Source organism: Variovorax paradoxus B4 (assembly GCF_000463015.1).
Lineage (GTDB): Bacteria > Pseudomonadota > Gammaproteobacteria > Burkholderiales > Burkholderiaceae_C > Variovorax > Variovorax paradoxus_E.
Map to the genome: position 1 here is coordinate 835825 of NC_022247.1, position 26305 is coordinate 862129.

Genomic DNA, 26305 nt, shown 5'->3' on the forward strand with positions numbered 1-26305 from the left:
TGCAGGTTCATCCTAGGAGCCGCAACGCGCTGCCACAAGCGCAATGTTTAGAATTGTGGATTGCCGATTCGGCAATCGACCAACGCTCGTCGCCCCACTGCGACAAGGAAGAAACATGTCGCTTCACGCGCTGCAGGAGACCGCGGTCCGCTACTTCCTGGAGGTGGTCAGGACCGGTTCGGTGAAGGAGGCCGCGCTCAAGCTCAACGTGGCGCCTTCCGCCGTGAGCCGGCAGGTGGCGCGCCTGGAGCGCGAGCTCGACACCCTGCTGTTCGACCGGCACGCGCGCGGCATGGTGCCCAATGCGGCCGGCGAACTGCTGGCCGCGCATGCCAAGCGGGTGCAGCAGGACATCGAGCGCGTGGCCGGCGAGATCCAGGGCCTGCGCGGGCTGCGCAGCGGGCGGGTGCGCGTGGCGAGCACGGAGGGCTTTGCGTTCGACTTCCTGCCCACGCTGATCTCGCGCTTTCGCGCCAGGCACGAAGGCATCCGCTTTCATCTGGAGGTCTGCTCGCCCAGCGAGATTCCCGGGCGCATACGCGACGGCGAAGCGGACGTGGGCATCACCCTGAGCTCGGTGCCCGAGCCCGGCATCAGGATCGAGCTGCGTCATCCGAGCCCGATCCTCGCCGTGATGGCCAGCGACCATCCGCTGGCAGCGCAGCGGCAGCTCTCCCTGCGCCAGGTGGTGGCCTATCCGCTGGGCCTGCCGCCGCGGGACAGCTCCATCCGGCAGCTGCTCGACATCAGCTGCAGCAGGCAGGGGCTGCAGTACCTGCAGGCCATGTCGAGCAACCATGCGAATGCGCTGGTGAGCTTTGCGGCCGCGGGGGGCGGCACCATCGCCTTCTATGGCGAGCTGTCGATCCGCACGCAGCTGAAGTCGAAGGCCCTGGTGGCCATCCCGCTGAAGGACCGCGAAATGAACGAGCGCCACCTCGAAGTCGAAACGCTCGCGGGCCGGTCGTTGCCCGATGCAGGCAAGGCATTCGTGCGGTTTTTGACGGATGCCATCAAGGCTTCGGCCTGAGGGCGGCCGCTCGTGCGCTACACTCCGCGCCGCTTGCAGCCGGCCTCAGCCGCTGCGCCGTCATTGGCAACATGACGAGAACAAACCAAAGGAAATTTTCAAGTGAACCGTATCGAACTGGTCGAAAAGATCGCCACCGCCCACAACGTCAGCAAGGCTGAAGCCGCCCGCATCCTGGAAACCGTCACGGGCTCCATCGTCGCCGCAGTGAAGAAGGGCGACCCCGTGCAGCTCATCGGCTTCGGAACCTTCAAGCAAGTGGCGCGCGCTGCGCGCACCGGCTTCAACCCCCAGGCCGGCGCAAAGATCAAGATCGCCGCGCAGAAGGTGCCGAAGTTCGTGCCGGGCGCAGCATTCAAGGCTGCCATCGACCCCAAGGCTGCAAAGCGCAAGGCCGACAAGGCAGCCGCCAAGCCCGCAGCCAAGAAGGCAGCGCCGGCCAAGAAGGCCGCACCCGCCAAGAAGGCTGCCAAGAAGTAAATGGATCGCAGCCGCAAGGCTGCCTCCACGCAAAACGGCCTTCGGGCCGTTTTTTTTCCCGGGCGGGCTGTCAGGCCGGCGTGCCCAGCCGCTCGAGGATCAGGTCGTGCAGCGTCTGCGCCGCCACCGAGAGGCTTCCCTCCCGGCGCTGCACCAGGTAGATGGTGCGCGTGAGGCCGGGCAGCGGCAGCGGCCGCGTCACCAGCGTCTCGCGCTGGAAGTGGAAGAGCGTGAGTTCCGGCACCACGCTGATGCCGATGCCGGCCTCGACCAGCCCCATCACCGTGGCCAGATGCTCGACCTCGAACACCGCATTGAGCCGCAGCGGGTGCAGCGCCGCGTCGAGCGACTGGCGCACGCTGCTGTTGCGCGCCATCTGGATGAAAGGCCATGGCGCGAGCTGCCTTGCCGTGAGCCTGGCGGCGCTGGCGAGCGGATGGTCCTTGCGGCAGACCAGGTGAAAGCGGTCGTCGCAGAGCTTGCGCCCGCGCAGGTCGCTGGCCGCGGCGGCGCCGGCGCCCGTTGCCGCGAGCGCGAAGTCCGCCTGGTGGCTGCGCAGCTGGGCAATGCAGGCGTCCGAGAGCGCATCGTGCAGCTCGACCGTGATGCCGGGCCACGCCTGCATGAACTCCGCCAGGATGGCCGGCAGCCGGCCGGCGGCCAGGGAGGGCAGGGCCGCCACGCTCACGCGGCCCTTGCGCCGCTGGGCGTGGTCGGCCAGGTCGCCGATGGCGCCCTGCATGTCGTCCAGCAGCCGCCGCGCCGAGGGTTCGAACAGCCGGCCCTCTGGCGTGAGCTGCACGCTGCGCGTGTCGCGGTCGAACAGCCGGGCGCCGAGCGTTTCCTCGAGCGTGCGGATCAGCGCGCTGAAGGCGGGCTGCGACAAATGGCAGGTCTGTGCCGCGCGCGTGAAGTTGCACTGCTCGGCCAAGGCCGTGAACGCACGCAGTTGGCGGCTGGAAAGCTCGGGCGCTGGCATCGATCTGGAATCTGGATGAATGGGGCGGGAATTCGGCCCTGCGGATGGTATTCCTGTGCCCTGTACGCAACGTGCTTTCGCGATTCCGGGCGGTTGGCGCCAGAAACGGCATTTTTGTAAAAAATTTGTGACTTAAGGCCCAATTCGGCATCATGATCCGGGCCATGAGGTCCGGCGAAGAATCTTCTGCTTGGCAACGCGTGCTCTGGACGCACGTTGCCGTTCTTTTTCTTGCTTTCGCTGCAACGAACAGCAAGGCTCAGCAGCCGCCGCCGTCCGCGCAGGGGCTGCGGATCGTGGGCGGGCTGGCGAGCGTGAACCAGTACACGCTGCATGAGGAGCGTTTCTGGAGCCAGGACCTGCGCCGCCTGAGCGGGGGCAAGTACAGCGCGAGCATCGTGCCGTTCAACCAGGCCGGCGTGCCCGGGCAGGAAATGCTCAATCTCATGCGGCTGGGGGTGATTCCGTTCGGCACCGCGCTGCTGAGCCAGGTCAGCAACGAGTATCCGGAACTGGGCACGCCCGACATCGCCGGTCTGAACCCCGATATGCCCACGATGCGGCGGGTGGTCGCGGCCTTCCGGCCCTACCTCGAGAAGACGCTGCGCGAACGCCATGGCGTCGAGCTTCTCGCGGTGTATGTGTACCCCGCCCAGGTGATCTTCTGCAAGCAGGCCGTGACGCGGCTTTCGGACCTGGCGGGCCGGCGCGTTCGCGTTTCGGGCAGCAGCCAGGCCGACTTCATCCGCGCGCTCAACGGCGTACCCGTTTTCACCGAATTTGCGGAGCTCATGGCCAACATGAATTCGGAGAACACCGAATGCGCCATCACCGGCGCGATGTCCGGCAACACGCTGGGCCTGCACAGGGTGACGAATTCGCTCTACACCATGCCCATCAGCTGGGGCCTGGCCGTCTTCGGCGCCAACACGGATGCCTGGAACGCCCTCCCTGCGGACCTGAAGACCCTGTTGAAAGCCGAGCTGCCGAAACTCGAAGCCGCGGTCTGGAACGAGTCGGAGCGCGACACCGGCAACGGCATTGCGTGCAACACGGGCGCCGCAACCTGCATGAAGGGCACCAAAGGCGCGATGGTCGAGGCGCGCCCCTCCGCGGATGACGAACGGCGCAGACGCGAGATTTTCGCCACGAGCGTGCTGACCCGGTGGGTGCAGCGCTGCGGGGCCGTGTGCGCAGAGGTCTGGGACCAGACCGTCGGTCCCATCGCGGGGATCAAGGCTCCTGTCGGGCAGTGACCAAGCCGCTGCCCAGCCGCATCACCGGCTTCGTCTATGGCGTTGCGGCGCTGTTTCTCGTGGCCGTGCTCGCCATTGCCGGCTTGATGGCCTGGCAGATGCGCCAAAAGGAGATGGCCGACAGCGAGGCCCAGGCCGTGCGGTTCATCGGCACCTCGGAGGCTGCGCTCAACCGCAGCCTGCTTGGGGTGAACACGCTGCTGGCGGGCCTGGGGCAGTTTCTGCGCAAATCCAGCGAAGACAGCATCGCAGGCGACATTGCGCTGGCCGAGACCGCGCAATTGATCGAAACCAGCATTCGCCAGAGCCTGCTGGCGCGGTACGTCGCGTTCCTGACCCCGGAGGGCAAGGTGGTCGGGTCGTCCGACCGGCGGGGAGCAAAGCTGGCGGTGCAGCTGCCCAAAGGATTCCTGCAGGAGGTTCTGGGCCGCCCCGGATCCGTGATGTCGATCAGCGCGCCCTCGATCAGCCCGGCAACTTCTCAGCAGGTGCTGTACCTCGCGCACGTACTCACGCTCGCGGACGGCGGCAAGCTTGTCGCGGTGGCCGAAGTGCAGGTCTCGATGCTCACCACGATCCTTGCGCAAGGGGCCAACATCAAGGGGCTCGAAGTCACGCTGGAGCGCGAGGCCGGGCTGCTGCTGGCCAGCATGCCGCCGCGCGACGACCTTGCCGGGCGCATCCTCAGCCCCCCCTTGACCGACCATGCGGACGGACGTCCCCGGCACATGCTTTCACGGCTCAGCGGCGCTCCCGCCATCGTCGTTGCCCGGCCCACGCTGCATCGAAGCCTGCTGATCGTCGCGAGCATTCCGATCGAGTCCGCCCTCGCGGATTGGCGCAGGGACTGCAATGTCATTGCGGCTGCGGCCCTGGCCTTCGCGCTGATGATCCTCGCCGTCGCCTATTTCGCCCTTGCGCAGCTGCGGCGGCAGTGGCGCGCGCGCGCGGAACTGCTGCGCTCCAAGGCCACGCTGGACCAGGCGCTCGAATCCATGGTGGATGGCTTCGTGCTGCTCGACCCCAATGACCGCGTCGTCACCTGGAACCGCCAGTTCGTGGATTTCTTTCCCTGGGCAGGGCCGTTGCTTGCCCCGTTGGTGCCGTTCCAGCGCATCGCGGAGCTGAACGCGCGCCACCTGCTGACGCAGAACGAGCAGGAGATCACGCTGCTGAACGGCCAGGTGATCGTTGCGGTGAACAGTCCCACGCCGGACGGCGGCCTGGTGTGCGTCTACCGCGACGTGACCGAGAAGAAGCGCCACATCGCGGACATCCTCGAAGGCAAGGCGCAGCTGCAGGCCACGCTGGACGCCCTGCCCGACGTGCTGATGGACGCCGGCATCGATGGCCGGTGCTACAGCTTCCATTCGCCGCGCCGCCCCGGCCCGCGTTCAAGGTGCGGGAGCCCGTGGGCAAGCGGATGTCGGACCTGCTGCCGGCGAATGCCGCTGCCGAGGTGATGGTGGCGCTGCGCGACGCCTTCGAAACAGGGTTTTCCGCCGGGCGGCAATTCGAGATCAGAACCGCCAAGGGTGCCACGTGGTTCGAGATTTCCGTCTCCCGCAAGGTGATCGGCGAAGGCGCCGCCGCGCGGTTCATCGTCATCCTGCGCGACATCACCGAGAGCAAGCTGGCCGCCCGCGAGATCGAGCATCTGGCCTTCTACGACACCCTGACCGGCCTGCCCAACCGCCGGCTGCTGCTGCATCGACTGCAAGCCACCATCGACTCGAACGTCCGCCGCTCGCGCCATGGCGCGCTGCTGTTCATGGACCTGGACGATTTCAAGACGCTCAACGATGCGCTCGGACACGCCACGGGCGATGCGCTGTTGAAGCAGGTGGCCTTCCGGCTCCAGGACAGCCTGAAGGACGGCGGCACGGTCGCCCGGCTCGGAGGCGACGAATTCGTGATGCTGCTCGACAACCTCAGCGACGACCCCGGCGTTGCCGCGATGCAGGCCAACGCCGCCGGCGAGGCCATCCTCGCGGCGCTGAACGGGTCTTTCCAGCTCGCCGACCACCAGTACCACAGCACCTGCAGCATTGGCGCCGTGGTGTTCAGCGGCACGCATCAGTCGCTGGAGGATCTGCTGAAGCAGGCGGACATCGCCATGTTCTACGCCAAGTCCGCAGGCGGCGACGCGCTGCGCTTTTTCGAGGCCTCGATGCAGACCGCCATCACCGCCCGCGCGACGCTGGAGAGCGAACTCCACGCGGCGCTGGCAGGCGGGCAGTTCGTGCTGCACTACCAGTCCCAGGTGACGTCGGAAGGGCACATCGTGGGCGCCGAGGTGTTGATCCGCTGGCAGCACCCGGTGCGGGGATTGGTGCAGCCCGGGGGCTTCATCGAGCTGGCGGAAGAAACCGGGCTGATCGTGCCGATCGGCATGTGGGTGCTGGAGACGGCCTGCATCCAGCTCGAGCGCTGGAGCCATGATCCGAGGCGCCGGCACCTGCGGCTGGCGGTCAACGTCAGCGCGCGCCAGTTCCGCACCGACGATTTCGTGGACCGCGTGCGCGACGTGCTCCAAAGAACCGGCGCGGACCCGACGCGGCTGGAGCTCGAGCTCACGGAAAGCCTGCTGCAGGACAAGGTGAGCGAAACGATCGACAAGATGCAGTCGCTCGCGACCCTGGGCGTGCGCTTTTCGATGGACGACTTCGGCACCGGCTTCTCGTCGCTTTCCTACATGACCCAGCTGCCGCTGAACCAGATCAAGGTCGACAAGTTCTTCGTGCAGAGCATCGGCATCGATCCGAAGGTCGAGCTGATCATCCAGGCCATCATCGGAATGGCCCGCAACCTCGACCTCGAGATCGTGGCGGAGGGGGTCGAAACCCAGCCGCAGTTCGAATTTCTCCAGGCGCACGGCGCAATGCTGTGCCAGGGCTATCTGTTCAGCAGGCCGGTGCCGCTCGACCAGTTCGACGCGCAACTGGATGTCGAGATGGCGAACTGAACGCGCGCTGCGCTCATCAAGCGACTGCGATGCGCCTCCCATTCCCCATCCTGCCCCGCCTGAGCCTGCGCGCCCGCCTGTCCGCCGGCGTGCTGGCGATCGTCTTCCTGACGACGATGGGCATCACCGCCGCAGCGCTCTATTTCGTGAAGCGCAACATGCAGGCGGCCATTGCCAGCGAGGAGTTCGAGCGGATCTCGGCCATCGCCGACGCGATGGACCAGAAGTTCCTGAGCCGGCGCACCTTGCTCAAGACCTTCGGCGACGGTGTCGAGAGCCGCAATCTGGCTGGCGCCGAAGGACTGCAGGACCTGCTCATGCAGCATGAGTCGCTCAGGGAGGCGTTCGACAACGTGGCCTTCACCGGCATGGACGGCGAGCTCGTGGCCAACCTCAACGGCACGCAGCCGATCGGCAAGGTCAACATCAAGGACCGCGAGTACTTCCAGCGCACGGTCGCCGCCCGGGCGGGCATCATCTCGAAGCCATTCCGCAACCGCGTCAGCGGGCTGGCGCAAATCGCCATGACCGAACCCGTGCTCGATCGCGGCGGCAACGTCGCCTATGTCATTTCGGCCTTCGTCAACCTCAAGGAACAGAACTTCCTGGGCGAGCTTTCCAACGTGAAGTTCGGCAAGAGCGGGTACATGTTCATCGCGAACACGGACGGCATCGTCATCGACCATCCCGACAAGTCCCGGCTTCTTCAGCGCGCGGACGCCGGCGGGGGCCGGAACGCCGCCACCGAGCGCGCCATCGCAGGCTTCGAGGGCACGATGGAGGCCGTCGATCGCGCAGGCGTCCATGGCCTCTATGCCTTCAAGCGCATCCGCCAGACCAACTGGGTGCTGGGTGCGATGTATCCGCGGGACGAAGCCTTTGCCCGGATCGAGCAGGTCGAGCGCTACGCCTGGGCCGGTGCACTCCTGCTGACGCTGCTGGCCGGGGGGCTGGCCTTCATGACCGCGCGGGCGCAGCTCGCACCCTTGTCGCGCCTGCGCGAGCACATGCAGGTTTCGCGCGCCGCCACCGCCTACGCGCCCATGCGGGAGGCGCCGCCGGACGACGAGGTCGGCGATCTCTCGCGAACCTTCGACCTGCTGATGATGGAGCGGCAGGCCGCGAACGAGAAGCTGGCCGCCAGCGAGAGATTCCTGCGCGACGTGACCGACAACCTGCCGGCGGTGGTTGCGTACTTCGACAGCGACCAGCGCTGCCTTTTCGCGAACAAGGCCGGGCTCGGCATGCGCGGCAGAACCCCGGCCGACATCGGGCGCATGACCATGCGGGAGTCGCTGCCCGACCACGTCTACCAGCAGCTCGTGCCGGGCATTGCCAAGGTGCTCGCGGGAACGCCAACCCGGACCGAAGGCACCTACGAGCGCAACGGCAAGCAAGGCTTCTTCGAGTGCCATCTTGCGCCCGACATCCGCGACGGCGGCGTATTGGCCGGCTACTACGTGATGACCTTCGACGTGAGCAAGCGCAAGCAGGCCGAAATGCACAGCGCCGGAAGCGAGCGGCGCCTGCGCGGGTTGACCGACAACGTGCCGGCGCTTCTTGCCGAGGTGGATCTCGAGGAGCGCGTGGTCTTCTGCAACGGCAAATACCAGGCCTGGCTCGGGGTCTCGCCGGACGCGATGACGAACCGGCCCATCCACGAGGCCCTCGGCGAGGCGCACTACGAAATCCGCAAACCGCTCCTGGCGCGAGCATTCGCGGGCGAGGTGGTCTCCTTCGAGCAGACCGCCAGCCTGCTGATCGGCGAGCGGACCTTGCAGACGACCTATCTGCCCCAGAGGAACGCAGAAGGCGCGGTCACCGGGCTGTACATCCTGTCGAACGACGTCACCGAGCTCAAGCAAAAGCAGGTGAAGCTGGATGCCCTCGCGCGCGAGGACGCGCTCACCGGCCTGCCCAACCGCCGGTCGTTCGAGGAACACGCGCGCGACGCCATGGCCAGGTCCCGGCGTGCCGGACTTCCGGTCTGCCTGCTGTTCCTGGACATCGACTACTTCAAGTCGATCAATGATTCGCTGGGCCATGCGGCGGGCGATGCAGTGCTCAGGGAGTTCGGCCGCCGGCTCAAGGAGAGCGTGCGCGAAACCGACATGGCGGCGCGCTACGCCGGCGACGAGTTCGTGATCCTTCTCGAAGGCGTCACCGGCGCCGCCGAGGCCCAGGTGGTCGCCGGCAAGGTGCTGGCCGCCATGCGGCCGGCTTTCCATCTGGCCAGCCGCACGCTGCAGGCCACCACCAGCATCGGCGTTGCGATCTCGGAGGAGGACGAGGATCTTTCGTCCCTGTTCGTGCGGGCCGACACGGCGCTCTATGCGGCCAAGAAAGAGGGAAAGAACCGGTTCATGATGGCGGCGCCCAGGCCCGCAAACCCGGGCGGTGCGTCATGGCCGCGCGAAAAGCCTTCCAGCGCCTGAGGCCCGCAGCACCGCGCGTGCGGTGCGCAATCTGGACCTTGTCCTACGCCAAAAGCAACCATTGCCGGCCTAAATTGGCACCATCGTTTCACGGCGGGCACACAACACGCTATGGCATCGATCCCGCGGCGACTGAAGGGAAAAAGAGCAATGGCAGATCACGGCGCGGGGAGGGCACCCCTGAACCAACGCACTCTGACCGACGCCGATTTCCGGCTGATGGTCGATGCGGTCACCGACTACGCCATCATCGTCCTGGATCCTGGCGGCATCGTCATCAGCTGGAACGAGGGCGCTCGAAGGCTCAATGGCTACGACGCCCCGGAAGTCCTCGGGCGGCACTTCTCTCTTTTCTATCCGAGCGAACTGCTGGAGCAGAACCGGCCGGAACACGAACTCGAAACGGCGCGCCGGGAGGGGCGCCTGGCGGAAGAGGGCTGGCGCCTGCGCAGCGACGGCACCCGCTTCTGGGCCAGTGTCGTCATCACGCGGATCACCGGCGCCAGCGGAGAAGTCCGCGGCTTTTCGATCATCACCAGGGATCGCAGCGAGCACCGCCGCCAGCACGAGATGCTGCGCATGAGCGAAGAGCGCTTCCGGCTGCTGGTGGAGGGTGTGAAGGACTATGCGATCTTCATGCTCGACCCGGGCGGCCACATCGTGAGCTGGAATCTCGGCGCGCAGAAGAACAAGGGCTACGAGGCTTCCGAGATCATCGGACAGCATTTCTCCAGGTTCTATCCGGCGGAGGTTGCCGCCGCAGGCTGGCCGGAGCAGGAGCTGCGCAACGCGCTGCGGGACGGACGCTTCGAGGACGAAGGCTGGCGCATCCGCAAGGACGGCAGCCGGTTCTGGGCCAGCGTGGTGATCACCGCGCTGCACGATGCCTCCGGCAGGCACCGCGGATTCGCCAAGGTCACGCGCGACCTCACGGAGCGCCGCCGCGTGACCGCGCTGGAGGACGAAGGGCGCCGCGTGACGAACTTCCTTGCGATGCTCGGGCACGAGCTGCGCAATCCGCTGGCGCCCATCTCGAACGCGCTGGAGCTCCTCAAGCGCGAGACATCGGAATCGGCCGTGCTCGTGCACACCCGCGACATCATCGGCCGGCAGCTGCGGCAGATGACGAGGCTGGTGGACGACCTGCTCGACGTGGGCCGCATCACGAGCGGCAAGATCCATCTCGAGAACAAGCCGGTTTGCCTGCGCGACGCCATCGCCGAGGCCATCGAGGCGGTGCGCCCGCTGATCGAGAGCAAGTCGCAGGCACTGCACCTCCAGACGCAGGACGCGGACCCCTGGATCGCCGGGGACAGCGCGCGGGTCATCCAGATCGTCAGCAACCTGATCCACAACGCCGCAAAGTTCACCGGGAACGGCGGCAACATCCACGTGTCGCTCTCGCGAAGCGCAACGGATGCGGACATCAGCGTGCGCGACGACGGGCCCGGCATACCGCCGCAGGACCTGCAGCGGATCTTCGACCTGTTCGTGCAGGGCGAGCAGAACATGGCAAGGACGCAGGGCGGGCTGGGCCTGGGGCTCTGCCTGGTGCAGCAGCTGACGACGCTGCACGGAGGACGCGTCAGCGCGTTCAGCACCGGCAGGCCGGGCGAGGGCAGCGAATTCGTGGTGCAGTTCCCGACCACCCAGGCGCCGGTCTCCATGCTGGAGGCGCAGCCGCGGCCGGTGGGCGAGCAGCGCGTGCTGGTGGTGGACGACAACGTGGATGCGGCCGAGACCATGGCGCTGCTGCTGGAGGCGCTGGGCTACAAGTCCAGCATCGCGCATGGCGGATTGGCCGCCATCGAGGCAGTGAGGGCGCAAGACCCGGATGTGGTGCTGCTGGACATCGGCCTGCCCGACCTGAGCGGCCATGAAGTCGCCCGGCGCCTGCGCTCCGAGATGATCAACCCGCCGCCGCTGATTGCCGTCACCGGCTACGGGCAGGCGAGCGACAGGGAAACCAGCCTCGAGGCGGGCTTCCGGGCCCACCTGACGAAGCCGGTCGACGTCGACAAGCTTTCGGCCTTGCTCGAACGCCTGCTGGAGCCGCCTCGCTTCAAGGCGGCGTAGAGCCGGTCAAGGCTGGATCGGGTGCGGCGGCTCCACCGGCAGCGCGCGCTTGTGGGCGCTCTTGCGATGCGTGGCAAGAATGATCTCGCGCGCCGCGGCGGCCACCGGCTTGCCTTCGAGGAAATCGTCGATCTGCTCGTAGCTGACGCCGAAGGCGTCCTCGTCGGGCTTGCCCGGCACCAGCGATTCGAGGTCCGCCGTGGGCACCTTGAACACCAGCTCGTCGGGCGCGCCGAGCCGCTGCGCGAGTGCGCGCACGCGGCGCTTGTTGAGGCCGGTGAGCGGCGTCACGTCGGCCGCGCCGTCGCCGAACTTGGTGAAGAAACCCATCAGCGCCTCGGCCGCATGGTCGGTGCCGATGACGATCCCGTCATGCGCGCCGGCCACCGCGAACTGCGCAATCATGCGCTGGCGCGCCTTGATGTTGCCGAGCACGAAGTCTTCGTGCGCCGCGTCGCGAAAGGCCAGGTCGCCGGTCTTCAGCGCCGCGAGCATGCCGTCGGCCGCCGGCCGGATGTCGACGGTGAGGACGCGGTCCGGCCTCATCAGCGCGAGCGAGGCCTGCGCCTCGGCTTCGTCCTTCTGCACGCCGTAGGGCAGGCGCATTGCGATGAAGGTGGCGCCGTAGCCTTGCGCGCGCAGCTTTTCGACGGCGCGCTGCGCCAGGCAGCCGGCGGTCAGCGAATCGACGCCGCCGCTGATGCCGAGCACCAGCGCCTTGAGGCCGGTGCTGCGCAGGTAGTCCGCGAGAAAGCCGGTGCGCCGCTCGATCTCCGCGGCAGCATCGAAGACGGGCGCGACATGCAGCGCCGCGATGATCTCGCGCTGCGTGGCGTCGACGGGAGAAAGGTCCTGGATCATGGTGTGGCTTGGCAGGTCAGAAGTCCACCAGGCTCAGGCCGATGCTGAGCACGGTGCGCTTGCGGTTGTAGTCCACCAGCGTGTCGCCGTAGCCATGGAACAGCTGCGTATGGAAGCGCAGGTTGCTCTTGGTCGAATCGCCGATGGTCTTCAGCCACTCGAGACGGATCGACCCGCGGCCGCTTTCGCGCAGGTTGTTGCGCACCGTGACGCCCAGGGTGTTGTCGCGGTTGAAGTTCCAGCGGCCCGTGACTTCGGCGCGGCCGATGTAGTTGGAGATGTCGGGGTTGTCGTCCTTCGCGGCTTCTTCCGAAACCCGTTGCCAGATGCGCCCGGTGAGGCTGAAGCGGTCGCCGAGTTCGGCGCCGCCCATCAGGTAGACGCGGTTCCAGCTGCGTGACAGCGGCAGGCTCTGGCCGTTCGACTGGTGCACCAGGCCCACGCCCGCATAGCGCCAGCGCCAGCCGCCGGGCAGGTTGAAGTCGAGCGGATAGACATACATCAGCTCGGGCTCGTGGTCGGTGGTGCGGAATGGCCGCGAGATCGAGCCGTTGAACAGCTGCCAGGTCGACTGCTGCGAGTACGCGAACCACAGCGAGTCCTTCTTGGCTGGCTCGTTCTGCGTGAGCAGGCCCTGGGCGACCTTGGTGCGCACCGACAGGCCGATGCGCATTTCGTTCGCCTGGTAGGCCACGGGGGTTCCGGTGTGGCCTTCGGCCGGCGAGGTGGGCGTGTCGGGCTTGCTGGTGGCGGCCGAGGCCGACACGTTGAGCGGCCGATAGCCGCGGAACCCGAAGGTGCCGCAATCGGTGCCGTTCTCGAGCTCCCAGAAGCGAGACAGCGCCGAGTACTGGCGGTCGCGGCAGCCTTCGTTGGTGTCGACCGAGATCACGCGCGTGGCCGGTATCGAGGCGTCCACCGGCGGCGCCGGCTGCGTGTTGGCCAGCACCGGCGGCGCCACGGGCACCGAGACCGAAGGCAGCGTCTGCTGCTGCGCCCAGCGGTCGAAGCAGGCCAGGCGCGCTTCGTTGCTGTTGCCGAGTGCGGCGCATTGCTGCCACGTCAGCTGTGCGTCGGCCAGCGGACTGCGTGGCTGGTCGACGGCCTGCGCATGCGCGGTGGCGGCGCCGCCGAGGCAGGCCGCGAGGGTCGCCAGCCCGGAGAAGATGGCGTGTTTTCGTTGGGTCATTGGTTTCCTTGCGTTCCCCCCGTCTTGTTCAGCACGAACGGATGCGTGCTTTCGTCCGCGGCGTTGCGCCACGTGCCCCTGAATTCCCGGCCGCAGGAGCCGGGTTGCAGGGTGCCGGCCCAGACGCCGCTGATCGCGCGGCCGTCCAGCGATTCGTCGATGGAAAGGGCGCCTTCATCGTCGACGTCGCCCGCGAGCTGCGCCACCGAAGGCTGGGCGCTGCCGCCGGCGGCGTGGCGCGTGATGGTGCCGCGCACGCCGGCGTATTCGGGGTGCCTGCCGAGCTGCACCGTGGCCACGGCGGCAGAGCCGTCGAAGCGCGCCTCCCAGCGTCCGTAGAGCGACTGCAGCGGCAGCTCGCGCGCATCGGCGGGGCAGTCGGCGCCATTGCCGCCCTGTGTTGCCGTGGCGCAGCCCGTGGCGGCCAGAAGAGCGGCAAGGAAGGCGGGCAGCAGCCTCTTCATGGCGCCGCCGCGGCCGCGGCCTTGGCGGCCGCGCTGTCCTGCGCCTTTTGCGCGAACTCGGCGCGCAGCGCCTTGAGTTTCTCGCGCGGGTCTTCCCGGGTGGTGGTCTTGTCCAGGGCCATCTCGGCGATGAAGCGGCTCGGCACGCAGGGCACCATCTCGCGGCCCTGCTTGCGCTTCTTGGTCCAGCTCACGGCCAGGCTGCGCTGCGCGCGCGTGATGCCCACGTACATGAGGCGGCGCTCTTCCTGCAGCCGCTGCAGCGTCTCGTCGCTGACCTTCAGCTGCCGGCCGTTGTCGTCTTCGAGCTTGAAGGGCAGTAGGCCCTCGGTCACGCCGATCAGCATCACGTGCGGCCATTCGAGGCCCTTGGAGGCATGCAGCGTCGACAGCGTGACCACGTTCTGGTCCTGCTCGCGCTCGCTGATGGTCGACAGCAGCGAGATGGTCTGCGCCACCTCGAGCAGGCTCTTGCGCTCGGTCTCGATGTTGCTGTCGGCGCCCGAGGCATCGTCGATGGCTCCGCCCGCACGCAGCGACATCCAGTCGACGAACTCCATCACGTTGGTCCAGCGCGCGGCCGCGGCCTGTTCGCTGTCCTCGCCGTCGTAGAGATGCTTCTCGTAGTCGATCTCCTTCAGCCAGTCGAGCATGAAGGTGCGCGAATCCTCGGCGCCCATGGTGCGGCGCGCGCGGTATTCGAGGTCGTTGATGTAGCGGCCGAACTCGTGGATGCCTTCGAGCGTGCGCTTGGGCATCACGCTCGGCAGCGACGGGCTGAAGAGCGCCTCGAACAGGCTCAGCTTGTACTGGCTGGCGAAGGTGCCCAGGCTCGCGAGCGTGGTGTGGCCGATGCCGCGCTTGGGCGTGGTGATGGCGCGCAGGAACGCCGGGTCGTCGTCGTTGTTGACCCAGAGGCGGAACCAGCCGCACAGGTCCTTGATCTCGGCGCGGTCGAAGAAGCTCTGGCCGCCCGACACCTTGTAGGGGATCTGCGCCTTGCGCAATGCCTGCTCGAACACGCGCGCCTGGTGGTTGGCGCGGTAAAGGATGGCGAAGTCGCGGAACTCCTTGTACTGCTTGCCCTGCGTTCCCTGGGTCATGGCATCGCCCGCGCGCAGGCTGACGATGCGCGCCACCGCGCGCTCGGCCTCGTGCGCCTCGGAGTCGGCATCGACCACGCGCACCGGCTCGCCTTCGCCGAGCTCGGAGAACAGCGTCTTCGGAAACAGCTTGGGGTTGGGGCCGATCACGTTGTTGGCCGCGCGCAGGATCGCGCTCGTCGAACGGTAGTTCTGTTCGAGCTTGATGACCTTCAGGGCCGGATAGTCGACCGGCAGCTTGCGCAGGTTGTCCAGCGTGGCGCCGCGCCAGCCGTAGATCGACTGGTCGTCGTCGCCCACCGCGGTGAAGCGCCCGCGTTCGCCGGCCAGTGCCTTCAGCACCTCGTATTGCGTGGCGTTGGTGTCCTGGTACTCGTCCACCAGGATGTGGCCCAGCGCGGCCTGCCACTTGGCGCGCACCTCGTCGAAGTCGCGCAGCAGCTTGAGCGGCATGCCGATGAGGTCGTCGAAGTCGACGCTCTGGTAGGCCGTGAGCCGCTCTTCGTAGCGCGCCATGATGCGCGCGGTGATGCGCTCGTTGTCGTCCGCGGCGGCCGCCTCGGCCTGCGCGGCGTTCAGGCCCATGTTCTTCCACTTGCTGATGGTCCACTGCCAGATGCGCGCGGTGGCGGTGTCGGTGGTGCCGCCCGCGTCCTTCAGGATCTTGGTGACGTCGTCGCTGTCGAGGATGCTGAAGGCCGGCTTCAGGCCCAGCACGGCGCCGTCTTCGCGCATCATGCGCACGCCCAGCGCGTGAAAGGTGCAGATCACCACATGCTTCGCCTCGCGCCCGATCAGCCCCTTGGCGCGCTCGCGCATTTCGCTGGCGGCCTTGTTGGTGAAGGTGATGGCCGCAATGCGCTTGGGCTCGAGTCCGGCCTGGATCAGCCGGCCGATCTTGTGCGTGATGACGCGCGTCTTGCCCGAGCCCGCGCCCGCCAGCACGAGGCAGGGGCCGTGCAGGTAATTGACCGCTTCTTGCTGCGCGAGATTGAGACCGGAAGACATGGGGAGTGGGAACGGAAAGCCGCGGAGGAACGGCAGGCGCAAAGCGCGCAATGATACGGGGCGCAGCTTTCCGGAGATGCCGCGGGAGTTCACGATGCGAGACGCAACGACAATGGGGCCGTGCTGCCCGTATTTCTCGTAACCTTTCCTTTCTTCGTCTTGATCGCGGCCGGCTATGGCGCCGCGCGCGCCCGCGTCCTGCCGCTCGATGCGATTCCCGGCCTCAATACCTTCGTGCTGTATTTCGCATTGCCTTGCATGTTGTTGCGATTTGGCGCCGGTACGCCGATCGGCCAGCTGCTCGATGGCAGCGTGGCGCTGGTCTGGGGCTTGAGCGCGCTGGCCGTGGTGGCGGGCGTGGTCGTCTTCACCCGCAACGAGCGCATCGGCTGGAACGACGGTGCCTTCGGCGCGCTGGTGGCGGCCTTCCCGAACACCGGCTTCATGGGCGTGCCGCTGCTGGTGGCGCTGCTGGGCGCGCAGGCCGCCGGGCCGATGATCATCACCATCGCCTTCGACCTGGTCGTGACCTCGTCGCTGTGCATTGCGCTGTCGCGCCTCGACGGCGTCGGCGGCGGTGCCGCGCATCATGGGCCGCGGCAGGCGGCGCGCCAGGCGCTGCGCGGCGTGCTGGTCAATCCGATGCCGTGGTCGATCCTGCTGGGCGTGCTGCTGTCGGCGGCCCGCTGGCGCCTGCCGGGGCCGGTGGAGCGCACCATCGCCATGCTGGCCGATGCGGCTTCGCCGGTGGCGCTCTTCACCATCGGCGCGGTGCTGGCGCGTTCGGCGCTGCTCGCGCGCGAGCACGGCGCCAGTGCCGCGGTGGCAGCCGCCATGGGCACGAAGTCGGCGGTGCCGCCCAAGGCCCCGCTGGCCGATGTGCTGCCGGTGGTGGCCGTCAAGCTGCTGGTGCATCCGGTGCTGGTCTGGGCGCTGGGGCAGGGCGCCATCGCCCTCGGCCTGCCGCTCTCATCTTCGGCATTGATGGTGATCGTGCTGGTGGCGGCGCTGCCGAGCGCCAGCAACGTTTCGATGCTGGCCGAGCGCTTCGGTGCCGACAACGGCCGCATCGCACGCATCATCCTGTGGACGACGGTGGCGACTTTCTTCAGCTTTCCGTTCGCGGTCGGGGTGCTGCGCTGAGCGGCATCAGGGCGTCAGCACGCCGAGCTTGAACGGATCGGCGTCGGGCAGGCGCTCGCATTTGGAGAAGTCGCGACCCTGGGAGCCGTCGCAATAGAACGCGTTGTAGATGCGGCCGAAGAGCGTCGGGCTGGCCGTGAAGAGCACGCCGTGCTCGGGCTGCCAGTTGTCTCTGGCCGTTCCAGAGGGGCGGGTTTCCGTGGCCCGGATGGGCGCGGCCGCCGCGATGGGCGTGAATTCCGCCAGCGTCTTGTGGGCTTCCTCGCCGCGCCAGCGCACCGCCAGCTCGGCCGCCGTGGGCCTTGCCGCCACCGGCAGCAGCACGCCGTTCACCTGCAGGCCGTAGCCGAAGCGATGTGCCTTGCCGGCCAGGAAGGCATAGGCGCAGGCGGCCATGCACTGGCCGCGGATCTCGGTATCCACGCCGCTGGCGCGGATGGCGTTGGCGTAGGCGCCCGCCGCTTCGGCGGTGCCGCCGAACGAGTCCTCGAACACCACGGTGCGCACGGTGCCCTTGCCCAGGTGATCGGTGAAGGTCTTGATTGCGCTGCCGTCGAGCATGCCCGACACCAGGAGCCGGCTGCCCTGCAGGTCGAGTTCGGCCGCCGGGCATGCGAGGCATGCGAACAGGAGAGCCGAAACCAGAGATGAAGGCAGTTTCACGACAGACGACCCCGCGGACCAGCGTGCTTGCTTGATGTGCGAGGCCGGAACGGGCCTCGCACAGCGACAGCTTGCGCAGCGTGCGGGGGTGTAGTCAACGGTTTTTTTGCAATATTTCCGCTGCGGCGTAACGGCCGTAAGGCATAGCTACTGCTATCACTTCAGATGAATACTTGAGTTTGCACAAGGCCTGATAGAGTGTTTGCGAATCAAAGTATGAATGGGCAGCACGATGGCAATACTTATTCGTATCCTGCTGTGGCTGGTCTGGGTTGCCGGCGTGAGCTGGTTCTGGCATGCCGGCATGCTGGGCACCGGCACCTCGCTCGCGCTGGGCGCCCTGAGCCTGGTGGTGTTCGCCTGGCCCGCAAGCAGCGCGCGGCGCCGCAGCACCGAGTTGCGCTACGTCGACGTCGGCAAGGAGCCCGCGGGCCTGCACTGACCGCCGCAAGCGCATGGCCCCGGGGCAAGGCCGCCCCTAGATGCTGTGCGGATCGACATCGACCAGCCAGCGGATCACGCCCTTGCCTTCGGGCGTGCGCCGCAGCGCATGCAGCAGCGGCTGCCACTGCGCCAGCAGGCGCTGCAATGCGGCGCGCGAAGGGCTTTCGATCAGCATCTGCGCTCTTTCCACGTTGGCGACGCGCTGGATCGCGAGCGGCACCGCGGGGTAGCGCACCACGCGCTCGGCGCCTGCCAGCGCATCGGCGGCCGTGCTCGCCGCGTTCAGAAAGGCCTGCGCGGCCTCCTGCGTGCGTGCATCGGCGCGCAGCAGCGCCTGGAAAGCAAAGGGCGGCATGCCGGCGGCGGCGCGTTCCTCGAGCTGCTGCCGGGCGAAGGCCGTGTAGTCGTGCTTTCGCAGGGCAGAAAAAAGCGGGTGCTGCGCATGGTGCGTCTGGATCCACATCTCGGCCGTGGCGCCCTGCGCCGCAAGGTAGGCCGCGTCGCGGCCCGCGCGGCCGGCCGATTGCATCAGCAGGCTGAACAGGCGCTCGGGCGCGCGGAAGTCGCTGGAGAACAGCGCGCCGTCCGGGTTCACTGCCGCCACCAGCGTGATGCGCCGGAAGTCGTGTCCCTTGGCGATCATCTGCGTGCCCACCAGCACGTCGACTTCGCCTGAATGCACGGCCGCGAGCTGCGATTCGAGTGCGCCCTGCTTTTTGGTGCTGTCGGCGTCGATGCGCGCGATGCGTACCGCGCTGCCGTCGGGCCGGGTCACGGCCGCGAACAGTTCCGCAAGATGCTCCTCGAGGCGTTCGGTGCCGCGGCCCACGGGTGCGATGTCGGGGTTGCCGCAGGACGGGCAGGCGCGCGGCACGCGCTCGGTAAAACCGCAGTGGTGGCAGCGCAGCGTGCGGTCGATCTTGTGGAACACGCGGTAGGCGCTGCAATGCGGGCATTCGCTTTTCCAGCCGCAGTCGGCGCAGGCCAGCACCGGCGCATAGCCGCGGCGGTTCAGGAACACCATGCTCTGCTCGCCGCGCGCGATGCGCTGGCCGATGGCGTCGAGCAGCGCGCCCGAGAGCACGGTCTTGGGCGGCTGCAGGTTCATGTCGACCAGCCGCACCGTGGGCAGTTCGCCGGCGCCGATGCGCGAAGGCATGGCCAGCCGCACGTAGCGTCCGCCCGGGTCTTCGCCCTCGGCGGGGCGGCTCTGGTGCCAGCTTTCGAGCGAGGGCGTGGCCGAGCCGAGGATGACTTTCGCGCCCTCGCGCTGGCCCCGCCAGACGGCGAGGTCGCGCGCCGAATACCGCGCGCCTTCCTGCTGCTTGTAGCTGGGGTCGTGTTCCTCGTCGACCACGACGAGCTTCAGGCCCGGCATCGACGCGAACACCGCCATGCGCGTGCCCAGCACGATGCGCGCGGCGCCGCTGTGCGCCGCGAGCCAGCTTGCGAGCCGTTGCGGGTTGGTCATGCCGCTGTGCAGCGACACCACCGCATCGTCGCCGAAGCGCGCCTTGAAGCGGGCTTCGAGCTGCGGCGTCAGGTTGATCTCGGGCACCATCACCAGCGCCTGCGCGCCGGCGTCGCCCGCGAGCAGGTCGGCCACGCAGCGCAGGTAGACCTCGGTCTTGCCGCTGCCGGTGCTCCCGACCAGCAGGAAGGTGCCGGCCTCAGACTCGATGCGGGCCAGCGCGGCGGTCTGCTCCGCGCTCAGGGCGACCGGGTGGGCGGCTTCGGCCGTTTCGGCCACGGGCCCGGTCGTCGTCTTGCGCTTGAGCCGGCGCGCCAGCTGCGTTCCGCTCAGGTCGCGCAGCTGCGGCGGCAGCGCGGCCAAGGCGATCTCGCCGATCGAGCGCTGGTAGTAGCGCGCGGCAAAGGCCACGAGGTCGCGCCAGGCGTCGCCGAGCGGGGCCAGCGCGTCCAGCGCGGCGCCCACGGGCTTCAGGGCCATGTCGGGCTCGGCGTCGTCCAGCGGGCTCGGCTCGTTCCACACCACGCCCAGCACCTCGCGCCGGCCCAGCGGCACCCGCACCAGCGTGCCGGGCACCAGAGGGGCGGGGCTGGCGTAGCTCAGCAGGTCGCCGAGCGCGGCATGGGCTGGCGTCTGCACCGCGATGTCGAGCCGCCAGGCCATCGCCGGCGGCATGCTCGCCGGTGCTGCTGCTGTTTCGGGGACTGGGCTGACGGTGGAAATGGGCGTCCTTGTTGGCAAGGTTTGTTAATGCGACTTTGAACAAGATCGCTTAAGTCGTTGATTTTCCAGTGCTTTGGGAACCATCCAGAGTTTCTGTGGATAACTTTGTTGACAACCGGGCTCGACACGTCGGCGAGCCTTGAAAATCAAGCCTCTGGCTGGATTGCCCTCAAAAAAAGCAAAGTTCAATTTCTATATAAATCAACAACTTAGCTTCGCTATTGGTTTAGGAGCAAAGAGGGGAGCACTTCAGATAATCTTGCGCAGTGCAACACGTGTTTTGTGCATAAGTCGGAGTTCCTACACCGTTTTTGTGCTTGACAAACGGCTGCAAATCGATTTTTGGGGGCCAGGAACGCCTCGCTGGCGTTCGCCGCCCCGTTAACCGTTTTTAACTTTTGCGCAGGGCGCGCGATTGTGCATGCACGGCCTGCACCAGCGCCGCCACATGGTCCGGCGGCGTGAACTGGCTGATGCCGTGGCCCAGATTGAAGATGTGGGTCGGGCCCTTGGCATCGGCATCGGCATGCGGCTTGCCGAAGGCCCGCAGCACCTTCGCCACCTCGGCCTCGATCTGCGCGGGCGGTGCGAACAGCACGTTGGGGTCGATGTTGCCCTGCAAGGCCTTGGCCTTGCCGTCGGTGCCTTCGCCGACCAGCCGGCGCGCGGCCGAGAGGTTCACGGTCCAGTCGACGCCGAGCACTTCGCAGTCGAGTTCGCGCATGGCTTCGAGCCACAGGCCACCGCCCTTGGTGAAGACGATGCGCGGCACGGGCTGGCCATCGGCGCCGTTGCGCTTGAGGCCGGCCAGCACGCGCGCCGTGTAGGCGAGGCTGAATTCCTGGAACGCGCCGTCGGCCAGCACGCCGCCCCAGCTGTCGAACACCATCACGGCCTGCGCGCCGGCGTCGATCTGCGCATTGAGGTAGGTGGCCACCGAATCGGCGTTGACCGCGAGCAGGCGGTGCATCAGGTCGGGGCGGCTGTAGAGCATGCTCTTCACGAGCCGGTAGTCACTGGAGCCCGCGCCTTCCACCATGTAGCAGGCCAGCGTCCAGGGGCTGCCCGAAAAACCGATCAGCGGCACGCGGCCGGCCAGCGCCTTGCGGATCGACGCCACGGCATCGAACACATAGCGCAGCCTGGCCATGTCGGGTACCTCGAGCGCCGCAACGGCCGCTTCGTCGCGCACCGGGTGCGCGAAGCGCGGGCCTTCGCCGGCCTCGAACGACAGGCCCAGCCCCATGGCGTCGGGCACGGTGAGGATGTCGGAGAACAGGATGGCCGCGTCCAGCGGATAGCGCGCGAGCGGCTGCAGCGTGACTTCGGTGGCGTAGTCGACGTTGGTGGCCAGCCCCATGAAGCTGCCGGCCTTGGCGCGGGTGGCCACGTACTCGGGCAGGTAGCGTCCGGCCTGGCGCATGAGCCAGACGGGCGTGTGGTCTGTGGCCTGGCGCCAGCAGGCCCGCAGGAAAGTGTCGTTTTGCAAGGGGGCGAAAGGCATTCCCCGATTGTCGCAGGGCCCCGCGCCGGCGCTAGAGCCTGCCAACAGGGCCTAAACCAACGGCACGCGCCGCGCATCCGCCGGGTTCACGTTGCGCTGGTAAAGCATCAGCGTCGCCACCAGCCCGCAGATGGCGGCGGCCGTCATCCACAGGCCCGGCGCGCCCTTGTCGCCGGTCATCTCGATCAGCCCGGTGGCGATGGCCGGCGTGAAGCCGCCGAACAGCGCCGTCGCGAGGCTGTACGCGAGCGAGAAGCCCGCGGTGCGCACATTGACCGGCATCACCTCGGTCAGCGCCACCACCATCGCGCCGTTGTAGCTCGCGTAGAGGAACGACAGCCAGAGCTCGACCTCCAGCATGCGCGCGAAGCTCGGCGCGCCGACCAGCCACTTGAGCGACGGGTACGCGGTCAGGATGGTCAGCACCGTGAACAGGACCAGCAGCGGCTTGCGCCCCACGCGGTCCGACAGCGCGCCCATGATCGGCAGCCAGATGAAGTTCGAGATGGCCACGCACAGCGTGACGACCAGCGCGTCGGTGGTGCTCAGGTGCAGCACCGATTTGCCGAAGGTGGGCGTGTAGACCGTGATCAGGTAGAACGACACGGTCGTCATCGACACCAGCATCATCCCCGCGAGCACGAGGCCCCAGTTGGCGACCATCGACTGGAAGATCTCGCGCGCGTCGGGGCGGTGCTTGCGCGCCATGAACTCCTCGGTCTCCTGCAGCGAGCGGCGGATGACGAACAGCACCGGCACGATCAGGCAGCCGACGAAGAACGGAATGCGCCAGTAGAAGTCGCCGATCTCCTGCGAGGTGAAGGTCACGTTGAGCCAGTAGCCGAGCGCCGCTGCCACCACGATGGCCACCTGCTGGCTGGCCGACTGCCAGCTCACGTAGAAGCCCTTGCGGCCCGGCGTGGCCATTTCCGACAGGTAGACCGAGACGCCGCCCAGCTCCACGCCGGCCGAGAAGCCCTGCAGCAGCCGGCCGATCAGCACCAGCAGCGGCGCCGCGAGGCCGATGGTGGCGTAGGCCGGCACGCAGGCGATCAGCAGCGTGCCGAGTGCCATCAGCGCGAGCGTGACGATCAGCCCCTGGCGGCGGCCCACGCGGTCGACGTAGGCGCCCAGGAAGATCGCGCCCAGCGGCCGCATCAGGAAACCCGCGCCGAAGGTCATGAAGGTCAGCATCAGCGAGGCAAATTCGTTGCCCGACGGAAAGAAGGCCTTCGAGATCTGCGTGGCGTAGAAGCCGAACAGGAAGAAGTCGAACATCTCCATGAAATTGCCGCCGGTCACGCGCAGCACGGTGGCGAATTTCGAGGAAGAGGCGGCGGAAGCGGAGGAAGCAGAAGTGCCTGAAGCGGCGCGGGCGGCCGTGCCCGGTTGCGCGGCGGATTGCGCAGGATTCATCTCGTTGTCCCCTTGAGCGATGTCGTTCGCCCGAGGGTAGGCCGGGGTTCCCGACCGCTGCCTGACCGCGCGAGTCAGGTACCTGTCATTGCCGGCTTCGTCAGCTCTTGTACTTCACCGAGCAGCCGTAGGGCCGCGTCGAGGCCGTCGAGATCGGCTTGCCGCCGAAGGCTTCGCCCAGCGCCTGGTTCACGTAGTTGGTCGCGGTCTTGATGTCGTCCGGACGGGCCGAGGCGATGCTGTCGATGCCGCCGGCATACACCAGCATGCCCTTGGGGTCGATGATGAAGATGTGCGGCGTGGTGCGTGCGCCGTAGGCCTGGCCGATCACGCCGTCTTCGTCCATCAGCACCGCGGTGGGCGCGGCTTTTTGCGACTTCATCCAGGCGTCGAGCGCGGCGGGCTGCAGGTAGTCGCTGGCCGCGCGTTCGGTGGAGTTGACCGACAGCCAGACCACGCCCTGGGCCGTGGCGGCCTTCTGCGTGGCGGGCATGTTGCCGCTGTCGTAGTGCTTGCGCACGAAGGGGCAGCCCGGGTTGGTCCACTCGAGCACCACGAACTTGCCGGCAAAGTCGGACAGCTTGTGCTTGGCGCCGCTGGTGTCCACCGCAACGAAGTCGGGCGCCTGCTGGCCCACGGCGGGCGCGGCGAAGGCATTGTTGCCCATCAGGAAGGTGGCGCCCAGCGCCACGGCGGCAGCCACCACGGCGCGGCGCGAGGCGCGGCTGAGGGCGGCGCGGGCATGGCGCGCGGCGCGAATGGAACGCGAGTCGGACGATGGCGAAAGTGACATGGCCAGCTTGAACTCCAAAAGAAAATCGAACAACGGCGACAGCTTAGGGCGCTTTGCTCATGTGCATGTGACAACCCATGTCGCGCTGGGGGTCAAAGCGCGGCGAGCGCTGCGCGCACCTCGTCCTTGCCCAGGATCTCGGTCAGGATGACCGGCGCCTTGCCGGGCGCCTGCAGCACATACAGCGGCACACCGCTGCGGCCGAGCGCCATCAGGGCGGCGGTGATGGCGGGGTCGCGGCGCGTCCAGTCGGCGCGCAGCATCGCGACTTTCCTGCTGTCGAAATCGGCCAGCACCTCGGCATTCGCGAGCGTGGCCTTCTTGTTGTACTGGCAGGTCACGCACCAGGCGGCCGTGAAGTCGATGAACACCGGCTGCCCGGCGCCCGTGAGCTCGGCCACGCGCTCGGCCGACCAGGGCTGCCAGCGCTGCCCGGCGGTTGCAGCCAGCCTGGCCGGCTCCACCGTCTGCAGCACGTTGCGTCCGATGGCGGCGGCCAGCACCGCGGTGAAGGCGACCATCAGCGTGGCAATGACCAGCCGCGTGCGGCCGCGCAGCGTCAGCGCCCAGACGATGGCGGCCATGCACACCAGCAGCGCGAGCAGCGTGCCCGCGCCGTCGATACCGCTTTGCTGGCCCAGCACCCAGACCAGCCAGGCCACGGTGGCGAACATCGGGAACGCCAGCAGCCGGCGCAGCGTATGCATCCAGGGGCCGGGCCTGGGCAGCAGCAGCGCCACGGCGGGGATGAAGCCGGCGACCAGGTACGGCAGCGCCAGGCCAAGGCCCAGCGCGGCGAACAGCAGCAGCGCCTGCGATGCGGGAAGCCCGATGGCAAAGCCGAGCGAGACGCCCATGAACGGCGCGGTGCAGGGCGAAGCGATCACCACCGCCAGCACGCCCGAAAGAAAGTCGTTGGCAATCGGATGCCGGGCCTGCGCCGAACACAGGGACAAGGGCGCTGCGCGGCCGAATTCGAACACGCCCGCCAGGTTGAGCCCGATCAGCGTGAACAGCGCCGCCAGCGCCGCCACCACGGCCGGCGATTGCAGCTGGAAGCCCCAGCCCAGTTGCGCGCCCGCCGCGCGCAGCGCCAGCATGGCGCCGCCCAGCGCAAGCACCGAGAGCATCACGCCGGCGGTGTAGGCCAGGCCTGCGGTGCGGTGCGCGCGGTGGTTGCCGGCCTGCCGCGCGAAGCCCAGCACCTTGATCGCGAGGATCGGGAAGACGCAGGGCATGAGGTTCAGCAGCAGTCCGCCGAGCAGGGCGCCGAGCAGTGCGGCCATCAGCGTGACCGTGGGTTGCGGCGGCAGTTCCGAAGAAGGCGAGGAGGGAGCGGCGGCCGCATTGGCGGCAAGGGCTGCCTGCAGCGCGGGCGAACCTCCGCGCGCGGCGCGGCGGCGGGCCAGCTGCCGCTGACGGGCGCCTCGGCACGCCAGGCCACCGGCTGGCCGGGCCGCCGGTCGGGCTCTGCCAGCGCCACCACGAGCGGCAGGGTCGTCGGGCTGGCGCTGCGCTGGTCGGCCAGCGGCAGCGTGGCGGTCCAGGTGGCGCCTTGCCAGCTTTGCGTCCAGTCCTTGCCCGATTCCGCGGCGGTGCGGATCAGCTCGGGCGTTTCGGGGAAGAAGCCCAGGGTCTTGCCGTGGGCCGAGGCGGGCAGGCCCTCGAGGCGCACCTGCAGGCTGTTGCCGCTGACCTCCACTGCGCCCGGCTTGGCGAGCGGCTGCGGCTGCGCGGCCAGGGCTGCGTCGAACTCGGCCTTGTGCAGCGCGGTCGAACCCTGCAGTGGCAGCGCAAGGGTGAATTCGCCTTCCTCGGGGATGCATTCCTTGCGGCACACCAGCCAGCTGGCCTTGAGCCGGACGTCGAGCGCCGACGCGCCGGCGCCGAGGGCCAGCGGCGGCTTGAAGCTGCTCGACACCTCGAGCGGCACCGGCAACAGCACGGTGCCTTCGTAGCCGTAGTTGGCGAGGTTGCCGACCGGGATCTTGCGGGGCACCGGCCAGGCGATGTCGCCGGCCGCCACGCCGCTCGGCAGCGTCCAGTTCAGTTCGGTGGGCAGGCCGGAATCGCCGGCGTTCTTCCAGTAGGTATGCCACTCGGGCTGATGGGTGATCTGCAGACCGACCCAGACCGGTGCGCCCGGCGAAACGCCTTCGGGCGCATGCGCCACCAGTTCCGCGCGCACGTGGGGGGTGGTGACCACCGCTCCCGGCCGGGATGCCAATTGGGCCGCAGCCGGCATGCAGGCTGCGGCGGCTGCTACCAGAAATGTAGCGAGGTGAAAGCGGGAAAAGATCAT

The 26305-nt window shown here is 67.9% G+C and carries 19 protein-coding genes and 1 pseudogene; 9 read left to right on the plus strand and 11 right to left on the minus strand.

All coding sequences use genetic code 11. The features are described from left to right. The first annotated feature begins 115 nt into the window (after positions 1–115). The gene (locus VAPA_RS03785; protein ID WP_021005442.1) at positions 116–1030 is read left to right on the plus strand and encodes a LysR family transcriptional regulator; all 915 of its coding nucleotides are present in this window, start codon (positions 116–118) and stop codon (positions 1028–1030) included. Between the two features lie 102 nt (positions 1031–1132). Next, on the plus strand, positions 1133–1510 hold the full coding sequence (locus VAPA_RS03790; RefSeq protein ID WP_021005443.1) for an HU family DNA-binding protein: 378 nt from the start codon (positions 1133–1135) through the stop codon (positions 1508–1510). A gap of 70 nt (positions 1511–1580) precedes the next feature. Here the strand turns inward: VAPA_RS03790 and VAPA_RS03795 are convergent, their stop codons facing one another. Next, positions 1581–2489 carry a LysR family transcriptional regulator gene (locus tag VAPA_RS03795; protein WP_021005444.1) on the minus strand — a complete coding sequence of 303 codons (909 nt, stop codon included), beginning with the start codon at positions 2487–2489 and terminating at the stop codon, positions 1581–1583. A 152-nt stretch (positions 2490–2641) separates the two neighbouring features. On the opposite strand from VAPA_RS03795, the gene VAPA_RS03800 reads away from it, so the two are divergent. The 5 genes from VAPA_RS03800 to VAPA_RS03815 all read left to right on the plus strand — a co-directional run bounded on the left by VAPA_RS03800 (position 2642) and on the right by VAPA_RS03815 (position 11221). After that, the gene (locus VAPA_RS03800; RefSeq protein ID WP_080666777.1) at positions 2642–3745 is read left to right on the plus strand and encodes a TRAP transporter substrate-binding protein; all 1104 of its coding nucleotides are present in this window, start codon (positions 2642–2644) and stop codon (positions 3743–3745) included. Next, on the plus strand, positions 3742–5208 hold the full coding sequence (locus tag VAPA_RS35045; RefSeq protein WP_230558959.1) for a PAS-domain containing protein: 1467 nt from the start codon (positions 3742–3744) through the stop codon (positions 5206–5208). The genes VAPA_RS03800 and VAPA_RS35045 overlap by 4 nt, the downstream gene beginning before the upstream one ends. Then, a complete protein-coding gene (locus VAPA_RS35500) occupies positions 5157–6710 on the plus strand; it encodes a putative bifunctional diguanylate cyclase/phosphodiesterase (RefSeq protein WP_329604094.1) in 1554 nt (517 codons plus the stop codon). The genes VAPA_RS35045 and VAPA_RS35500 overlap by 52 nt, the downstream gene beginning before the upstream one ends. A gap of 29 nt (positions 6711–6739) precedes the next feature. Next, complete coding sequence (locus tag VAPA_RS03810) at positions 6740–9145, plus strand: sensor domain-containing diguanylate cyclase (protein WP_021005446.1); 2406 nt, start codon at positions 6740–6742, stop codon at positions 9143–9145. 150 nt (positions 9146–9295) lie between these two features. Further along, on the plus strand, positions 9296–11221 hold the full coding sequence (locus VAPA_RS03815; RefSeq protein ID WP_021005447.1) for a hybrid sensor histidine kinase/response regulator: 1926 nt from the start codon (positions 9296–9298) through the stop codon (positions 11219–11221). A gap of 6 nt (positions 11222–11227) precedes the next feature. On the opposite strand, the gene nadE is transcribed toward VAPA_RS03815, so the two are convergent. From nadE to VAPA_RS03835, 4 genes are read right to left on the minus strand one after another with little or no spacing between them, the layout of a single operon-like run. Beyond that, the gene (gene nadE, locus VAPA_RS03820) at positions 11228–12082 is read right to left on the minus strand and encodes an ammonia-dependent NAD(+) synthetase (protein WP_021005448.1); all 855 of its coding nucleotides are present in this window, start codon (positions 12080–12082) and stop codon (positions 11228–11230) included. A gap of 16 nt (positions 12083–12098) precedes the next feature. Continuing rightward, positions 12099–13271 (minus strand): phospholipase A, encoded by a 1173-nt coding sequence (locus tag VAPA_RS03825; protein WP_021005449.1) that lies wholly within the window; start codon positions 13269–13271, stop codon positions 12099–12101. Further along, entirely contained in the window at positions 13268–13735 is a 468-nt protein-coding gene (locus VAPA_RS03830; RefSeq protein ID WP_021005450.1) for a hypothetical protein, read from the minus strand. Before VAPA_RS03830 ends, VAPA_RS03825 begins: the two co-directional genes overlap by 4 nt. After that, positions 13732–15846 carry an ATP-dependent helicase gene (locus tag VAPA_RS03835; RefSeq protein ID WP_021005451.1) on the minus strand — a complete coding sequence of 705 codons (2115 nt, stop codon included), beginning with the start codon at positions 15844–15846 and terminating at the stop codon, positions 13732–13734. Before VAPA_RS03835 ends, VAPA_RS03830 begins: the two co-directional genes overlap by 4 nt. A 120-nt stretch (positions 15847–15966) precedes the next feature. Here VAPA_RS03835 and VAPA_RS03840 point away from each other — a divergent pair, with 120 nt between their 5' ends. After that, complete coding sequence (locus VAPA_RS03840; protein WP_021005452.1) at positions 15967–16989, plus strand: AEC family transporter; 1023 nt, start codon at positions 15967–15969, stop codon at positions 16987–16989. Between the two features lie 6 nt (positions 16990–16995). Here the strand turns inward: VAPA_RS03840 and VAPA_RS03845 are convergent, their stop codons facing one another. Next, complete coding sequence (locus VAPA_RS03845; RefSeq protein ID WP_230558960.1) at positions 16996–17652, minus strand: hypothetical protein; 657 nt, start codon at positions 17650–17652, stop codon at positions 16996–16998. Between the two features lie 232 nt (positions 17653–17884). Between VAPA_RS03845 and VAPA_RS03850 the strand changes: the two genes are divergently transcribed. Then, positions 17885–18094 carry a hypothetical protein gene (locus VAPA_RS03850; protein WP_021005454.1) on the plus strand — a complete coding sequence of 70 codons (210 nt, stop codon included), beginning with the start codon at positions 17885–17887 and terminating at the stop codon, positions 18092–18094. 36 nt (positions 18095–18130) lie between these two features. On the opposite strand, the gene VAPA_RS03855 is transcribed toward VAPA_RS03850, so the two are convergent. The 5 genes and pseudogenes from VAPA_RS03855 to VAPA_RS03875 form a co-directional block, all read right to left on the minus strand. Next, entirely contained in the window at positions 18131–20230 is a 2100-nt protein-coding gene (locus VAPA_RS03855) for a primosomal protein N' (RefSeq protein WP_021005455.1), read from the minus strand. Between the two features lie 451 nt (positions 20231–20681). Continuing rightward, the gene (gene hemE / locus VAPA_RS03860) at positions 20682–21794 is read right to left on the minus strand and encodes a uroporphyrinogen decarboxylase (protein WP_021005456.1); all 1113 of its coding nucleotides are present in this window, start codon (positions 21792–21794) and stop codon (positions 20682–20684) included. Positions 21795–21845: 51 nt separating this feature from the next. Then, positions 21846–23210 (minus strand): MFS transporter, encoded by a 1365-nt coding sequence (gene tcuC, locus VAPA_RS03865; RefSeq protein ID WP_021005457.1) that lies wholly within the window; start codon positions 23208–23210, stop codon positions 21846–21848. Between the two features lie 100 nt (positions 23211–23310). After that, entirely contained in the window at positions 23311–24003 is a 693-nt protein-coding gene (locus tag VAPA_RS03870) for a thioredoxin family protein (RefSeq protein ID WP_021005458.1), read from the minus strand. 92 nt (positions 24004–24095) lie between these two features. Further along, positions 24096–26305, minus strand: a pseudogene (locus tag VAPA_RS03875) (protein-disulfide reductase DsbD family protein).

Coding starts and splice junctions, on each gene's coding strand:
- VAPA_RS03850 (WP_021005454.1), top strand. CDS start 17,885: ATGGCAATACTTATTCGTATCCTGCTGTGGCTGGTCTGGGTTGCCGGC.
- VAPA_RS03810 (WP_021005446.1), top strand. CDS start 6,740: ATGCGCCTCCCATTCCCCATCCTGCCCCGCCTGAGCCTGCGCGCCCGC.
- nadE (WP_021005448.1), bottom strand. CDS start 12,082: ATGATCCAGGACCTTTCTCCCGTCGACGCCACGCAGCGCGAGATCATC.
- VAPA_RS03855 (WP_021005455.1), bottom strand. CDS start 20,230: ATGGCCTGGCGGCTCGACATCGCGGTGCAGACGCCAGCCCATGCCGCG.
- VAPA_RS03795 (WP_021005444.1), bottom strand. CDS start 2,489: ATGCCAGCGCCCGAGCTTTCCAGCCGCCAACTGCGTGCGTTCACGGCC.
- VAPA_RS03800 (WP_080666777.1), top strand. CDS start 2,642: ATGATCCGGGCCATGAGGTCCGGCGAAGAATCTTCTGCTTGGCAACGC.
- hemE (WP_021005456.1), bottom strand. CDS start 21,794: ATGCCTTTCGCCCCCTTGCAAAACGACACTTTCCTGCGGGCCTGCTGG.
- tcuC (WP_021005457.1), bottom strand. CDS start 23,210: ATGAATCCTGCGCAATCCGCCGCGCAACCGGGCACGGCCGCCCGCGCC.
- VAPA_RS03785 (WP_021005442.1), top strand. CDS start 116: ATGTCGCTTCACGCGCTGCAGGAGACCGCGGTCCGCTACTTCCTGGAG.
- VAPA_RS03815 (WP_021005447.1), top strand. CDS start 9,296: ATGGCAGATCACGGCGCGGGGAGGGCACCCCTGAACCAACGCACTCTG.
- VAPA_RS03830 (WP_021005450.1), bottom strand. CDS start 13,735: ATGAAGAGGCTGCTGCCCGCCTTCCTTGCCGCTCTTCTGGCCGCCACG.
- VAPA_RS03870 (WP_021005458.1), bottom strand. CDS start 24,003: ATGTCACTTTCGCCATCGTCCGACTCGCGTTCCATTCGCGCCGCGCGC.
- VAPA_RS03825 (WP_021005449.1), bottom strand. CDS start 13,271: ATGACCCAACGAAAACACGCCATCTTCTCCGGGCTGGCGACCCTCGCG.
- VAPA_RS03835 (WP_021005451.1), bottom strand. CDS start 15,846: ATGTCTTCCGGTCTCAATCTCGCGCAGCAAGAAGCGGTCAATTACCTG.